Below are 15,510 nucleotides of genomic sequence, written 5' to 3'. Positions count from 1 at the left end.
TGGCTGCAACCCTACTAGCTCAAAATTTATTCACACATGGTTACGCTTTGGGGAAATTATGAGGGGATCTCTCAGTGTTGAGCATTTTTTTACGTAATAAGAAAAGTGCAACATAAAATATTACCACCCAACTGCAAAGCATAAAAAAGGCCATCATACGATGGCCAACCATGTCGAAACCGACAGCCCTTCGCCATTCCTGTAGAGGGAAGCGGCGAGGGCTATTTCTTATTACAAGTATTTATTTCAGAACAGTTTTCAGAGCTTCACCGATGTCAGCCAGGCTGCGAACGGTTTTCACGCCTGCGGCTTCCAGAGCAGCAAATTTCTCATCCGCAGTCCCTTTACCACCAGCGATGATAGCGCCAGCGTGGCCCATACGTTTGCCTTTCGGCGCAGTCACACCAGCGATGTAGCCCACAACTGGCTTGGTAACGTGCTCTTTGATGTAAGCCGCGGCTTCTTCTTCAGCGCTACCGCCGATCTCACCGATCATCACGATCGCTTCGGTCTGCGGATCTTTTTCGAACATTTCGAGGATGTCGATAAAGTTAGAGCCTGGGATCGGGTCGCCGCCGATACCGACACAGGTCGACTGACCGAAACCGTAATCCGTGGTCTGTTTAACCGCTTCATAGGTCAGTGTACCGGAACGGGAAACGATACCCACTTTACCCGGTTTGTGAATGTGACCCGGCTGGATGCCGATTTTACATTCACCCGGAGTGATAACGCCTGGGCAGTTCGGGCCGATCATGCGTACGCCAGCTTCGTCCAGTTTCACTTTCACGGTCAGCATATCCAGCGTCGGGATGCCTTCAGTGATGGTGATAATCAGTTTGATACCTGCGTCGATGGCTTCCAGAATGGAGTCTTTGCAGAACGGAGCCGGTACGTAGATAACAGAAGCGGTAGCGCCAGTGGCAGCAACGGCTTCACGCACGGTGTTGAACACCGGCAGACCGAGGTGGGTAGTACCGCCTTTACCTGGGGTTACGCCGCCAACCATTTTAGTGCCGTATGCAATGGCCTGTTCAGAGTGGAAAGTCCCCTGGCTACCAGTAAAGCCCTGGCAAATAACCTTGGTGTTTTTATCAATTAAAATGGACATTATTTCCCCTCCACTGCGGCAACAACCTGCTGAGCTGCATCCGTCAGACCTTTTGCTGCAATAATATTCAGGCCGCTGTCAGCCAGTTTCTTCGCGCCGAGTTCGGCGTTGTTACCTTCCAGACGTACCACGACCGGTACGTTAACACCCACTTCCGCTACCGCGCCGATGATACCGTCAGCGATCAGGTCGCAACGAACGATACCGCCGAAGATGTTAACCAGAACGGCTTTCACTTTGTCGTCAGAGAGGATGATTTTGAATGCTTCGGTTACACGTTCTTTGGTTGCGCCACCGCCAACGTCCAGGAAGTTAGCCGGTTCGCCGCCGTGCAGTTTAACGATGTCCATGGTGCCCATCGCCAGACCTGCGCCGTTAACCATACAACCGATGTTACCGTCCAGCGCAACGTAGTTCAGTTCCCACTGTGCAGCCTGCGCTTCACGTGGATCTTCCTGCGACTGGTCGCGCATTTCGCGCAGATCAGGCTGGCGGAACAGTGCGTTGCCATCAGCACCCAGTTTACCGTCGAGGCAGATCAGATCGCCCTGTTTGGTAATAACCAGCGGGTTAATTTCGATAAGAGCAAGGTCGCGCTCAAGGAAAATGGTCGCCAGACCCATGAAAATTTTGGTGAACTGTTGAACCAGTTTACCTTCCAGGCCCAGTTTGAACGCCAGCTCACGCCCCTGATACGGCATCGGGCCAGTCAGCGGATCAAGCGCAACTTTGTGGATCAGGTGCGGAGTTTCTTCCGCCACTTTTTCGATTTCCACGCCGCCTTCAGTGGAGGCCATAAAGACCACGCGACGGGAACTACGGTCTACAACGGCACCAAGATACAGCTCTTTAGCGATATCGGTCGCTGCTTCAACCAGAATCTGGTTAACCGGTTGGCCATTAGCATCTGTTTGATACGTTACCAGACGCTTGCCCAGCCAGTTTTCTGCAAAAGCACGGATGTCTTCTTTGCTGTTTACAACTTTCACACCGCCCGCTTTACCGCGGCCACCAGCGTGAACCTGACATTTCACTACCCACGGACCGGCACCGATTTTTGAAGCGGCTTCTTCTGCTTCGCGTGGAGTAGTACAGGCATAACCCACCGGTGCTGGTAAGCCATAGCGGGCAAACAGTTGTTTTGCCTGATATTCATGTAAGTTCATGTGTTCTGTCCATCCTTCAGTAATCGTTATCTTTTAAACCGTAGACCGACCCCCTATCAACGTCGGTCTACAGTGCAGGTGAAACTTAAACTACTACACGTCCAGCAGCAGACGCGTCGGATCTTCCAGCAACTCTTTGATCGTTACCAGGAAGCCCACGGATTCGCGACCATCGATCAGACGGTGATCGTAGGACAGCGCCAGGTACATCATCGGCAGGATCTCAACCTGACCATTCACTGCCATCGGACGATCTTTGATAGCGTGCATACCCAGAATTGCGCTCTGCGGCGGGTTGATGATAGGCGTAGACATCAGGGAACCGAACACACCACCGTTGGTGATGGTGAAGTTACCACCGGTCAGATCTTCAACCGTCAGCTTGCCGTCACGTCCTTTAACTGCCAGCTCTTTGATTTTCTTCTCGATGTCTGCCATGCCGAGGGTATCGACATCACGCAGAACCGGCGTCACCAGGCCGCGCGGCGTAGAAACCGCCATGCTGACGTCGAAATAGTTGTGGTAAACCACATCATCGCCGTCGATAGAAGCATTCACTTCCGGATAACGTTTCAGGGCTTCAACCACCGCTTTCACGTAGAAGGACATAAAGCCCAGACGGATGCCGTGACGTTTTTCAAACGCTTCACCATACTGCTTACGCAGATCCATAATCGGCTTCATGTTGACTTCGTTGAACGTGGTCAGCATGGCAGTAGAGTTTTTCGCTTCCAGCAGACGCTCTGCCACACGCTTACGCAGGCGAGTCATCGGAACACGTTTTTCGCTACGTGCAGCCAGAGCCGGTTGCGCCGCCGTAGTAGCTGCTGCCGGTGCAGACTCTTTCGCCGGGGCTTTCGCCAGATGTTTTTCCACATCTTCACGGGTCAGACGACCACCTACACCGGTGCCTTTAATGGCGCTGGCATCAAGATTGTGTTCAGCCAGCAGGCGACGGATCGCCGGGCTTAACGCATCGTTATTTTGCTCTTCCAGAGACGCCTGCTGGCGTTGCGCCGGAGTGGACGCTTTCTCTTCAGATTTGGCGCTGGTTTCTTTACCGGCGCTGTTGCCTTCTCGCAGGCGACCAAGGAGCTGACGAGACGTTACCGTTGTACCTTCATCTTCCAGAACCGCATCCAGAATGCCGTCTGCTGATGCCGGTACTTCCAGTACCACTTTGTCAGTTTCGATTTCTACCAGCACTTCATCACGTACAACTGCGTCGCCGGGTTTTTTATGCCAGGTTGCGACGGTGGCATCGGCTACGGATTCAGGCAGGTCAGGGACCAGAATATCTACGCTACTCATTGTGTATCCTTTATTTATTCGACGTTCAGCGCGTCATTAACCAGATCTTGTTGCTGTTTCTGGTGAACGGACATATACCCTACCGCCGGAGAGGCGGAGGCCGGGCGGCCTGCATAACGCAGAGAAGCCCCAAACGGAATCACTTCACGGAAATGATGCTGGCTGCAGTACCATGCGCCCTGGTTGAGCGGCTCTTCCTGGCACCAGACAAAATCCTTGACGTGAGCAAACTGCTGCAACACTTCCTGCATCGCTTTATGCGGGAACGGGTAGAGTTGCTCGATACGCACGATGGCGACATCGTGTTGATTGTTCTTACGACGTTGTTCCAGCAGATCGTAATAAACCTTACCAGAACACATCACTACGCGCTTCACGCCCTTCGGATCAAGCTCGTCGATTTCACCGATGGCTGGCAGGAAGGTGCCATTCGCCAGTTCTTCGAGGCTGGAAACCGCCAGCGGATGACGCAGCAGGGATTTCGGCGACATCACCACCAGCGGACGACGCATCCCGCGCAGCGCCTGACGACGCAGCATGTGGTAAACCTGTGCCGGGGTAGACGGTACGCACACCTGCATGTTTTGTTCAGCACAAAGTTGCAGATAACGTTCCAGACGCGCGGAGGAGTGCTCCGGCCCCTGCCCTTCGTAACCGTGCGGCAGCAACATCACCAGGCCACACATCCGACCCCATTTCTGTTCGCCAGAGGAGATGAACTGGTCGATAACCACCTGCGCACCGTTAGCGAAGTCACCAAACTGCGCTTCCCAGATAGTCAGCGTGCGCGGCTCTGCGGTGGCATAACCGTATTCAAACGCCAGCACTGCTTCTTCAGACAGTACGGAGTCCCAGACGCGGAACGCGCCCTGACCATTATGGATATGTTGCAGCGGTGTGTAAGTGGAACCGTTGGACTGGTTGTGGATCACCGCATGACGATGGAAGAAGGTACCGCGACCGGAGTCTTCACCCGACAGGCGGACCGGAATGCCTTCATCAACCAGCGTGGCGTAAGCGAGGTTTTCCGCGCCGCCCCAGTCGAACAGTTTCTCACCGGCAGCCATTGCCTGGCGATCGCCATAAATTTTGGCAACGCGAGACTGCATTTCAACCGCTTCCGGCACCGTACTGATACGTTTAGCCAGTTCCTGCAGGCGCTTCATCTCAACTTTGTTCGGGTACTCTTCGTCCCATTCGTGGTTGAGGTACGGCGACCAGGTGAAAGAGTGCATGTTCATCGGACGCCACTCTGCTACCACGCAATCGCCAGCATCCAGCGCATCGCGGTACAGGTTAACCATCTCGGTGGCATCTTCCAGCGTCGCGACTTTTTCCTGCTCCAGCTTGTCAGCGTAGATTTTGCGCGGCGTCGGATGTTTTTTGATTTTCTGATACATCAGCGGCTGAGTTGCACTCGGCTCGTCGGCTTCGTTGTGGCCGTGACGGCGGTAGCACACCAGGTCGATGAAGACATCACGTTTAAAGGTGTTACGGAAATCGAGCGCCAGACGGGTCACAAAGGCAACGGCTTCCGGATCATCCGCATTAACGTGGAAAATCGGTGCCTGTACCATCTTGCCGATATCAGTACAGTACGGCGTAGAACGGGCATCCAGCGGGTTAGAGGTGGTGAAGCCAACCTGGTTGTTGATAACGATACGTACCGTACCGCCAACTTCATAACCACGCGCTTTCGACATGTTCAGGGTTTCCTGAACCACGCCCTGCCCGGTCACTGCGGCGTCACCGTGGATGGTGATTGGCAGCACTTTGTTGCTGCTCGGCTCGTCGAGTCTGTCCAGACGGGCACGAACAGAACCGATAACTACCGGGCTTACAATCTCAAGGTGAGACGGGTTAAACGCCAGCGCCAGGTGAACCAGGCCGCCATCGGTCTGGAAGTCAGACGAGAAGCCCATGTGGTATTTCACGTCGCCCGTGCCGAGGTGTTCTTTATGTTTACCGGCAAATTCGTCGAACAAATCTTGCGGTTTTTTACCCAGCACGTTAACCAGCACGTTCAGACGACCACGGTGCGCCATCCCAAGAACCACTTCACGGGTGCCGCTGTTGCCAGCATGGCGGATCATCTCTTTAAGCATCGGGATTAACGCATCACCGCCTTCCAGCGAGAAGCGTTTTGCGCCAGGGAATTTTGCGCCGAGGTAACGTTCAAGGCCTTCAGCGGCGGTCAGTTCGCTTAAGAAGCGTTTTTTCTCTTCGCTATTGAAAGTCGCGCGACCAGACTCGATACGCTGTTGGATCCAGCGTTTTTCTTCGGTGCTGGTAATGTGCATGTACTCGGCACCAATCGGGCCGCAGTAGGTTTGCTTGAGGGCTTCCAGCAACTCGCCGAGTTTCATGGTTTCTTTGCCGCTGGCAAATGAACCGACGTTGAAGGTCTCCTGGAAGTCTGCTTCGGTCAGATCGTGGAAAGACGGATCCAGATCGGCCACTTTCTCTTGCTGCCACAGTCCCAGCGGATCGAGATTCGCATGCTGGTGACCGCGGAAGCGGTATGCGTTAATGAGCTGCAGGACTTTAACCTGCTTCACATTGGTGTCAGGGTCGGAGATCGTTGAAGAGTAACGTGAAGCGTCTTTCGCCAGGCGGCGGAAATATTCACGCGTTTGAGAGTGGAATTGATCCGGTTTGACTCCCGTACCAGGTAACTGCTGGAACGTCGAACGCCAGTTAGCGTCAACCGAGTCAGGATCGGTTAAGAAGTCTTCATAGAGCTGTTCTATCCAGCTCTGGTTTGCGCCAGAGAGGTAAGAAGAGTCCAACCAGGCTTTCAAAGCGCTGTTCTGCATCGTGATCCCTTAAGCATCTTTTTTATGCTTACTTCGCCGTGGATACTACCACGCACAGTGATGTGCGTGCCGGGGTTCACTTGCGAGCTCTTGTCTACGTAGTGGCTCGCGAAGGAACCTTTAAAAACTGTCTTAGTGTCAGGGGCAGTTTTTAAAGATTTCCTGCATTTCTTTTGTAGGCCGGATAAGGCATTCACGCCGCATCCGGCCCTGGTTGCCTGATGCGACGCTTGCGCGTCTTATCAGGCCTGGAATTTATGCATTACGTTGCAACAACATCGACTTGATATGGCCGATAGCGCGCGTCGGGTTCAGCCCTTTCGGACATACACTGACGCAGTTCATGATGCTGTGACAGCGGAATACACTGAATGCATCGCTCAAACCGTCGAGGCGGCTGTCAGTCTCGGTATCACGGCTATCGATCAGGAAACGATATGCCGCTAACAAGCCTGCCGGGCCGATAAACTTATCGGGATTCCACCAGAAAGACGGACAAGAGGTTGAACAACATGCGCAGAGAATACATTCATACAGCCCGTCGATTTTTTCGCGCTGCTCTGGCATCTGTAAATGCTCGCGAGCTGGCGGATTTTGTCCATTATTCAACAGGTAAGGCTTAATTTTCTCATATTGCGCATAGAATTGTCCCATGTCTACCACCAAATCGCGGATCACCGGTAAACCTGGCAGCGGGCGAATCACAATCTTCTTGCCCGGCTGGTTGAGTGCCGAAATCGGGGTAATACAGGCCAGACCATTCTTGCCGTTCATGTTCAGACCGTCGGAACCGCACACACCTTCACGGCAGGAGCGGCGGAACGACAGGCTGGGATCTTTCTCTTTCAACTGGATAAGCGCATCCAGCAGCATCATGTCGCGACCTTCTTCCGCTTCCAGGGTGTAATCCTGCATACGCGGAGCATCATCAACATCCGGGTTATAGCGATAAATTGAAAACTCGAGTCTCATTTTCCTGTCTCCGCATTAGTAAGTACGAATCTTCGGCGGGAATGCCGGGCGCAGTTTCGGTTCCATGTTGACGCTTCGGCGCGTCATGGATTCCGACTCTGGCAGATACAGGGAGTGGCACAGCCAGTTTTCATCATCACGATCCGGGAAGTCGAAGCGGCTATGCGCGCCACGGCTTTCGGTACGGAAGTTGGCAGAAACAGCCGTTGCATACGCCGTTTCCATCAGGTTATCCAGTTCCAGGCATTCAACGCGCTGGGTGTTGAACTCGCTGGAAGTGTCATCCAGACGGGCATTTTTCAAACGCTCGCGGATCACTTTCAACTGCTCAAGCCCTTTTGCCATCGCATCACCTTCACGGAAGACCGAGAAGTTATGCTGCATACATTCTTGCAGTGCTTTACGAATCGCCACTGGATCTTCACCATTACGGTTGTTGTTCCAGCGATTCAGACGATCCAGAGACGCTTCAACATCAGACTCGCTGGCATCGCGCAGTGCGCCCTGCTCGGCAATAGACTCTTGCAGATGCAGGCCCGCTGCGCGACCAAAGACCACCAGGTCCAGCAGCGAGTTACCGCCAAGACGGTTAGCGCCGTGTACCGAAACACAAGCGATTTCACCTACCGCGAACAGCCCCGGAACAACCACATCTTCGCCTTTCTCGTTCACCGTCAGCGCCTGACCGGTCACTTTGGTCGGAATACCGCCCATCATGTAGTGACAGGTTGGGATAACCGGAATCGGCTCTTTCACCGGATCGACGTGTGCGAAGGTACGGGAGAGTTCAAGGATACCCGGCAGACGGGATTCGAGAACTTCTTTACCCAGGTGGTCGAGTTTCAGTTTTGCATGTGGCCCCCACGGACCATCACAGCCGCGACCTTCACGGATTTCGATCATGATGGAACGCGCCACCACGTCACGGCCCGCCAGGTCTTTGGCGTTCGGCGCATAACGCTCCATAAAGCGTTCGCCATGTTTGTTCAGCAGGTAACCGCCTTCACCACGGCAACCTTCGGTGACCAGTACGCCCGCACCTGCTATACCGGTCGGGTGGAACTGCCACATTTCCATATCCTGCACAGGTACACCTGCACGGATAGCCATACCGACGCCGTCGCCGGTGTTAATGTGCGCGTTGGTGGTGGACTGATAAATACGCCCTGCCCCGCCGGTTGCCAGCACAGTCGCACGGGCTTTGAAGTAAACCACTTCACCGGTTTCGATGCACAGTGCGGTACAACCAACTACCGCGCCATCCTGGTTCTTCACCAGATCCAGCGCATACCACTCGGAGAAAATGGTGGTGTGGTTTTTCAGGTTCTGCTGATAAAGCGTGTGCAACAGTGCGTGACCGGTACGGTCAGCTGCCGCCGCAGTACGTGCCGCTTGCTCGCCACCGAAGTTTTTCGACTGGCCGCCAAACGGACGTTGATAGATACGACCATCATCAAGACGCGAGAACGGTAGCCCCATGTGTTCCAGTTCCAGAATCGCTTCCGGCCCGGTTTTACACATATATTCAATCGCGTCCTGGTCACCGATATAGTCCGACCCTTTTACGGTGTCGTACATATGCCATTCCCAGTTATCTTCATGGGTATTACCCAGCGCAACGGTAATGCCGCCTTGCGCAGAAACGGTATGGGAACGGGTCGGGAAGACTTTGGAGAGCAGCGCACAGGTTTGGCCGCTCTGGGAAATTTGCAGCGCCGCGCGCATACCTGCGCCACCGGCACCAATCACAACTGCATCAAATTCTCTGACTGGCAATTTCATCACACACCCCACACCACAACGAATCCATAAATCACGTAAACCACCAGTGCAACGACAATCACCAGTTGCAGCATCAGGCGCAAGGCCAGCGGTTTAACGTAGTCGGTCAACACCTGCCACATGCCGATCCAGGCATGGATCAAGATAGAAAACAGCGCCAGCAGGGTGAACACTTTGGTGAACGCAGAGGCGAAGAAACCAATCCAGACTTCATATGTCAGCTCGCCACTGGTAGCGAAAAAACCGACCATATAAATGATGTAAAGCGTCAGGACGATAGCGGTAGCGCGAACGAGGATGAAATCATGTACGCCATTGCGTCCTAATGCGGAGGCGTTGCTTACCATACGAGGACTCCTGCGAGAAGTGAAAGCACGACAGTAATAACAAAGGAGATTTTGGCGGAGCGTTTACCCGCTTCGAATGTTTCTTCCAGATAGCCAAAATCCATCATCATGTGGCGAATACCTACGACGACGTGATATGCCAGAGCGGTAAGAATGCCCCACATGATAAATTTGACGAAGAAGCTGCCCATAATCGCGGAAGCTTGCTCGAAACCTTCAGGGGAAGAGAGGCTGGTACCCAGAAGCCACAGCAGGATGCCCACTGCAACAAAGGTGATCACACCGGAAACGCGATGGAGAATGGACGCTATCGCCGTGACGGGGAACCGGATGGTCTGTAGGTCCAGATTAACAGGTCTTTGTTTTTTCACATTTCTTATCATGAATAACGCCCACATGCTGTTCTTATTATTCCCTTTGGACTACAGGCACAGATGTTAATGTTCTGTTACCAGGAGACATTGGGATTTCCTTTCTCCGGTCTGCTTGCGGGTCAGACAGCGTCCTTATCTATAACCACGAGTCATATAAAACACTGCTTCCAGATGTTAAAACGACACGCCAAAACGCTGGGTGGCTCGGGATTGCAGGGGATTCCGAAGACCTGGCGGCAGTATAGGACTTTCACAAAATCATTACAATTAACCTACATATAGTTTGTGATGTTTTATCCCGAACAGTGATCCGGGTCACGATAACAACATTTTTTTAATTTTTAACCATTGGATTTGACATTCATTCAACAAAATTGTTACAAACATCACCAGAAAAAGCATACAATGCGTAAAAGTTATGAAGTGTTAATTACTGTTGAAGTTTCGTTATGTAACGGTGAGAAAGTATTGACCGATTCATTCAGTAAAGTTATTAGTGATAGTCAGGTTAAATAATACGGATTGCTAAGTTCTTGATTTGCTATTTAATCGCCATTAATTAACTGTTTTACCTGCAAGCGCCCATAGCTCTGTACCCTGGTCATCCACTCTGCCACAGAGCGGCGAGCCAAATAACAAAGGGGTGACAGTTATTGATGTACGAAGCAAGTGTGAGTTCCGGCAGTCTTAAGCAATAAGGCGCTAAGGAGACCGTAAATGGCTGATACAAAAGCAAAGCTCACTCTCAATGGTGATTCTGCTATTGAACTGGATGTGCTGAAAGGCACGCTCGGACAGGACGTTATCGATATTCGTAGCCTCGGCTCAAAAGGCATGTTTACTTTTGATCCTGGATTCACCTCTACTGCATCATGTGAATCTAAAATAACTTTTATTGATGGTGACGAAGGTATTTTGTTGCATCGCGGTTTCCCTATCGACCAGCTGGCAACCGAATCAAGTTATCTGGAAGTGTGCTATATCCTGCTTTATGGTGAGAAACCGACTCAGGAACAGTATGACGAGTTCAAAAAGACCGTTACCCGCCATACCATGATTCATGAGCAAATCACCCGCCTGTTCCACGCTTTCCGTCGCGACTCGCATCCAATGGCTGTTATGTGCGGTATCACTGGTGCCCTTGCAGCTTTCTATCATGACTCACTGGATGTCAATAACCCACGTCATCGTGAGATTGCGGCTTATCGCCTGTTGTCAAAAATGCCAACCATGGCGGCAATGTGTTACAAATATTCTATTGGTCAGCCTTTTGTTTACCCACGTAACGATCTCTCTTACGCAGGCAACTTCCTGCATATGATGTTCTCTACGCCGTGTGAACCGTATGAAGTTAACCCCATTCTGGAACGCGCAATGGATCGTATTCTGATCCTGCATGCTGACCATGAACAGAACGCTTCTACCTCTACCGTGCGTACCGCTGGCTCTTCTGGTGCAAACCCGTTCGCCTGTATCGCCGCAGGTATTGCTTCTTTGTGGGGACCGGCACACGGCGGCGCCAACGAAGCTGCACTGAAAATGCTGGAAGAAATCAGCTCAGTGAAACACATTCCAGAATTTATGCGTCGTGCGAAAGATAAAAATGACTCTTTCCGCCTGATGGGCTTTGGTCACCGCGTCTATAAAAATTATGACCCACGTGCCACTGTAATGCGTGAAACCTGTCACGAAGTGCTGAAAGAGCTGGGCAGCAAAGATGAGTTGCTGGAAGTGGCGATGGAACTTGAGCACATTGCGCTGAACGACCCGTACTTTATCGAGAAGAAACTGTACCCGAACGTCGATTTCTATTCTGGTATTATCCTGAAAGCGATGGGTATTCCGTCTTCCATGTTTACCGTTATCTTTGCAATGGCACGTACCGTAGGCTGGATCGCCCACTGGAACGAAATGCACAGCGAAGGAATGAAAATCGCCCGCCCACGTCAGCTGTACACCGGCTACGCGCAGCGTGATTTTAAGTCGGATATTAAGAAGTAAAAACGACACCGACAAAACCCTGCGTGTTTTTCACGCAGGGTTTTTATTTCTGCACCAACAGCAAAGATATTGATAATCAATAAAAAGACGTATTTATTATCGATCAGAGAGGTCACAAACTCCGCAACCGTTATACCTGCCCGGTTAGTGCATTAATTAACCATGCTATGGCGCACCGTTAATGACGCAATATGACCTTTATCTCCTCTGTTGTGCAAAACTTCGAGTATTCGAAAAGCAGCAAAAAAGTGAAGCCCGATAAGTGCTGAGCCCCATGGATGTGCCGAATAATCCGCAACAACAGTGCACATACTCGAATTATTTAGAATATATATTTATTAATTCTCTACAACATTATTACACTTAGAAATATCTTAATCTTTACTTTCTCATATTAAAACCACCACAACATCACCGATTCACAATGAATTCAATGTGTTATCGCAAAATAAATATAACTTAATAATCAATTAAGTATAAGTCGAAATACTTTAGCTTGAATTCCATTTATTATACGAACAGTCGCGATTTCTCAATCCACTAAAAGGACTCTGTTATGTTTAAAGGAAAAATATTGATCGCCACGGCAATAACTTTATTGCTTGCCTCTACTGCTTATGCTGCTGATGAAGGTTCCGGTGAAATTCATTTCAAAGGGGAAGTCATTGAAGCACCATGTGAAATTAGTCAGAACGACATTGATAAACAAGTTGAACTCGGTCAAGTTTCTACCAACCATATTAATCAGGCACACCACAGTGATGCGATTGCCGTTGATATTCATTTAATCCATTGTGATCTGGAAAATTCTAATAATGGTTCTGGCGGCAAAATCTCCAAAGTCTCCGTTACCTTTGATAGTTCAGCGAAAACGACCAATGCGGACCCAATCCTCAGTAATACCAGTACCGGAGAAGCAACGGGTGTCGGTGTTCGCTTAATGAATAAAAATCAGAGCAATATCACGTTAGGTACTGCGACCCCTGATATTGAACTGATCCCAGCCTCAACTGAGCAGACGCTGAACTTCTTCGCCTGGATGGAACAACTTGATCAAGCAACACCAGTAACGCCGGGAGCAGTCACGGCGAATGCAACCTACGTACTGGAATATAAGTAAGTTCAACCGAGGCGGCCTCCTGCCGCCTTATTTAAAATATTTATCAGGTATGGACACCGTGAATATTTACCGACTCTCTATTATTTTCTGTCTGGCGGCGGTAATACCTTCCGCTCTGGCAGTGGAGTTCAATCTTAACGTTCTTGATAAATCAATGCGCGACAGTATCGATTTATCGTTACTCAAAGAAAAAAATGCTATTGCTCCCGGTGAATATTTTGTCAGTATCGTCATAAATAATAATCAAATCAGCAGTGGGCAAAAAATTCGCTGGCAGAAAGCAGGAGACCAAATCAAGGCGTGTATAGATAGTTCTCTGATGGATAAATTTGGCCTGAAAGATGAAGTCCGCCAGTCATTACCGATAGTTAATAATTGTGTCGATTTTAAATCCAGGCCTGAGATTGTTTTCGTATTCGATCAAAGCAATCAACAGCTTAATATTACAATTCCACAGGCCTGGCTTGCCTGGCACTCAGAAAACTGGACTCCGCCTTCAACATGGAATGCGGGTGTACCTGGTGTATTACTGGATTACAACCTGTTTGCCAGCACGTATCGTCCACAAGAAGGGAGCAATAATACCAATTTAAATGCCTACGGCACTGCCGGACTCAACGCCGGAGCGTGGCGACTGCGTAGTGATTACCAACTAAACCAGTCTGACAGCGGTGACCACCGCGACGAATCGGCTATCATTTCGCGAACATATCTGTTTCGCCCCTTACCGCAACCAGGCGCCCGCTTAACTCTCGGCGAAACGGATCTTAGCTCTAATATTTTCGAAGGTTTCTCTTACACAGGCGCGGCGTTGACCAGTGATGATCGGATGTTGCCGTGGGAGTTACGGGGGTACGCTCCACAAATCAGTGGCATCGCCCAAACCAATGCCACTGTCACCATCAGTCATAATGGTCGGGTGATATATCAGAAGAAAGTGCCACCAGGCCCGTTTATTGTTGACGACCTCAATCAATCAGTACAAGGCACTCTGGATGTCAAAGTGACCGAAGAAGATGGCCGGGTTAACAGTTTTCAGATTTCCGCTGCCTCTACCCCCTTCCTGACACGTCAAGGGCAAGTGCGCTATAAACTGGCAGCCGGGCGCCCACGCACTTCAATGTCACACCATACTGAAAATGAAACCTTTCTCAGTAGCGAAGTGTCCTGGGGAGTTCTTTCCAATACTTCACTCTATGGTGGTATGCTCCTCTCCGGGGATGATTATCACTCCGGGGCGCTGGGTATCGGGCAAAATATGCTCTGGCTGGGGGCGCTCTCGTTCGACGTGACCTGGGCCAAAAGTCAGTTTAATCAGCAAGAAGATGAGCAAGGCTACAGTTATCGTGTTAACTACAGCAAACGAATAGATGCCACCGACAGTTTGCTCTCTTTAGCGGCTTACCGCTTTTCTGATCGCCAATTTCATAGTTACGCCAATTATATTGATCATAAATATAATGATGCCGATACCCACGACGAAAAGCAGACCATTAGTATTTCTGCAAGCCAACCGATCACGCCACTAAATCTTAACCTTAACGTCAACCTGCTGCGTCAGACATGGTGGAATGCCGATACCACTACAACTGCAAATATAACCGCCGGGTTTAATGTGGATATCGGTGACTGGAAAGATATTTCGGTCTCGACTTCATTTAACACCACCCATTACGAAGACAAAAAACGCGACAACCAGATTTACTTCTCGATCTCGCTACCTGTTGGTGAAGGTGGCCGACTCGGCTATGACTTGCAAAACAGCAGCAACACCACCACACACCGCATGTCATGGAACGACACACTGGATGAACACAATAGTTGGGGAATGTCCGCCGGGCTGCAATCAGATCGCCCCGATAATGGTGCGCAGGTCAGTGGCAATTACCAGCATCTCAGTTCTGTCGGCGAATGGGATCTCACCGGAACATACGCTACTAATGATTACACTTCCGCCAGTTCCAGCTGGAGTGGTTCTTTTACCGCCACGCAATATGGCGCAGCATTTCATCGCCGCAGCTCCACTAACGAACCGCGTTTAATGGTCAGTACCGATGGTGTCGCGAATATCCCCGTTCAGGGCAATCTCGATTACACCAACCACTTTGGTATTGCAGTGGTGCCATTTGTCGCCAGCTACCAGCCTTCAACAGTTGCCATAAATATGAACAACTTACCTGAAGGCGTTACCATTTCTGAAAATATAGTTAAAGAAACGTGGATTGAAGGAGCGATTGGCTTTAAATCTATGGCCTCTCGTTCCGGCAAAGATCTCAGTGTCATTATTCGCCAGGCCAGTGGACAGTTCCCCCCGCTTGGTGCGGATATCCAACAAACTACACGGGGTGTTAGCGTGGGAATGGTGAGCGAAGATGGGCACGCATGGCTTAGCGGCGTGGATGAGAATCAACAGTTTACTGTCCTCTGGGGAGATAACCGGAGTTGCACTATTCACCTTCCTGAACGCATGGAAGATACCTCAAAGCGTCTGATTCTCCCGTGTCATTAAT

The 15,510-nt window shown here is 50.7% G+C and carries 11 protein-coding genes; 3 read left to right on the top strand and 8 right to left on the bottom strand.

Annotation, left to right across the window (positions count from 1 at the left end; all coding sequences use genetic code 11):
- Nucleotides 1–241: 241 nt before the first annotated feature.
- The 8 genes from sucD to sdhC form a co-directional block, all read right to left on the bottom strand.
- Nucleotides 242–1,111 (bottom strand): succinate--CoA ligase subunit alpha, encoded by an 870-nt coding sequence (gene sucD, locus K0335_RS20895; protein WP_000025458.1) that lies wholly within the window; start codon nt 1,109–1,111, stop codon nt 242–244.
- Nucleotides 1,111–2,277 (bottom strand): ADP-forming succinate--CoA ligase subunit beta, encoded by a 1,167-nt coding sequence (sucC, locus tag K0335_RS20890; protein WP_001048602.1) that lies wholly within the window; start codon nt 2,275–2,277, stop codon nt 1,111–1,113. The genes sucD and sucC overlap by 1 nt, the downstream gene beginning before the upstream one ends.
- 93 nt (nt 2,278–2,370) lie before the next feature.
- The gene (gene odhB, locus K0335_RS20885; RefSeq protein WP_104919375.1) at nt 2,371–3,588 is read right to left on the bottom strand and encodes a 2-oxoglutarate dehydrogenase complex dihydrolipoyllysine-residue succinyltransferase; all 1,218 of its coding nucleotides are present in this window, start codon (nt 3,586–3,588) and stop codon (nt 2,371–2,373) included.
- Nucleotides 3,589–3,602: 14 nt separating this feature from the next.
- Entirely contained in the window at nt 3,603–6,404 is a 2,802-nt protein-coding gene (gene sucA, locus K0335_RS20880) for a 2-oxoglutarate dehydrogenase E1 component (protein ID WP_001181487.1), read from the bottom strand.
- A gap of 255 nt (nt 6,405–6,659) precedes the next feature.
- The gene (gene sdhB, locus K0335_RS20875; RefSeq protein WP_001235259.1) at nt 6,660–7,376 is read right to left on the bottom strand and encodes a succinate dehydrogenase iron-sulfur subunit SdhB; all 717 of its coding nucleotides are present in this window, start codon (nt 7,374–7,376) and stop codon (nt 6,660–6,662) included.
- A gap of 15 nt (nt 7,377–7,391) precedes the next feature.
- Entirely contained in the window at nt 7,392–9,158 is a 1,767-nt protein-coding gene (gene sdhA, locus K0335_RS20870; RefSeq protein WP_000775540.1) for a succinate dehydrogenase flavoprotein subunit, read from the bottom strand.
- On the bottom strand, nt 9,158–9,505 hold the full coding sequence (sdhD, locus tag K0335_RS20865) for a succinate dehydrogenase membrane anchor subunit (RefSeq protein WP_000254365.1): 348 nt from the start codon (nt 9,503–9,505) through the stop codon (nt 9,158–9,160). Before sdhD ends, sdhA begins: the two co-directional genes overlap by 1 nt.
- The gene (gene sdhC / locus K0335_RS20860) at nt 9,499–9,903 is read right to left on the bottom strand and encodes a succinate dehydrogenase cytochrome b556 subunit (protein WP_000263355.1); all 405 of its coding nucleotides are present in this window, start codon (nt 9,901–9,903) and stop codon (nt 9,499–9,501) included. The genes sdhD and sdhC overlap by 7 nt, the downstream gene beginning before the upstream one ends.
- 693 nt (nt 9,904–10,596) lie before the next feature.
- Here sdhC and K0335_RS20855 point away from each other — a divergent pair.
- The 3 genes from K0335_RS20855 to K0335_RS20845 all read left to right on the top strand — a co-directional run bounded on the left by K0335_RS20855 (nt 10,597) and on the right by K0335_RS20845 (nt 15,509).
- Nucleotides 10,597–11,880: a citrate synthase gene (locus K0335_RS20855; RefSeq protein WP_000785824.1), complete on the top strand. Its 1,284-nt coding sequence runs from the start codon at nt 10,597–10,599 to the stop codon at nt 11,878–11,880.
- A gap of 556 nt (nt 11,881–12,436) precedes the next feature.
- Nucleotides 12,437–13,000, top strand: a complete 564-nt coding sequence (locus K0335_RS20850; protein ID WP_219394082.1) for a fimbrial protein — start codon at nt 12,437–12,439, stop codon at nt 12,998–13,000.
- A 49-nt stretch (nt 13,001–13,049) separates the two neighbouring features.
- Nucleotides 13,050–15,509 carry a fimbria/pilus outer membrane usher protein gene (locus K0335_RS20845; RefSeq protein ID WP_219394080.1) on the top strand — a complete coding sequence of 820 codons (2,460 nt, stop codon included), beginning with the start codon at nt 13,050–13,052 and terminating at the stop codon, nt 15,507–15,509.
- Nucleotide 15,510 lies beyond the last annotated feature (1 nt).

The sequence above is a fragment of the Escherichia sp. GZ89 genome (assembly GCF_019366485.1).
Lineage (GTDB): Bacteria > Pseudomonadota > Gammaproteobacteria > Enterobacterales > Enterobacteriaceae > Escherichia > Escherichia fergusonii.
Note: the sequence above shows the minus strand (reverse complement) of the source record. Positions and strands in the feature narration are given on the sequence as shown.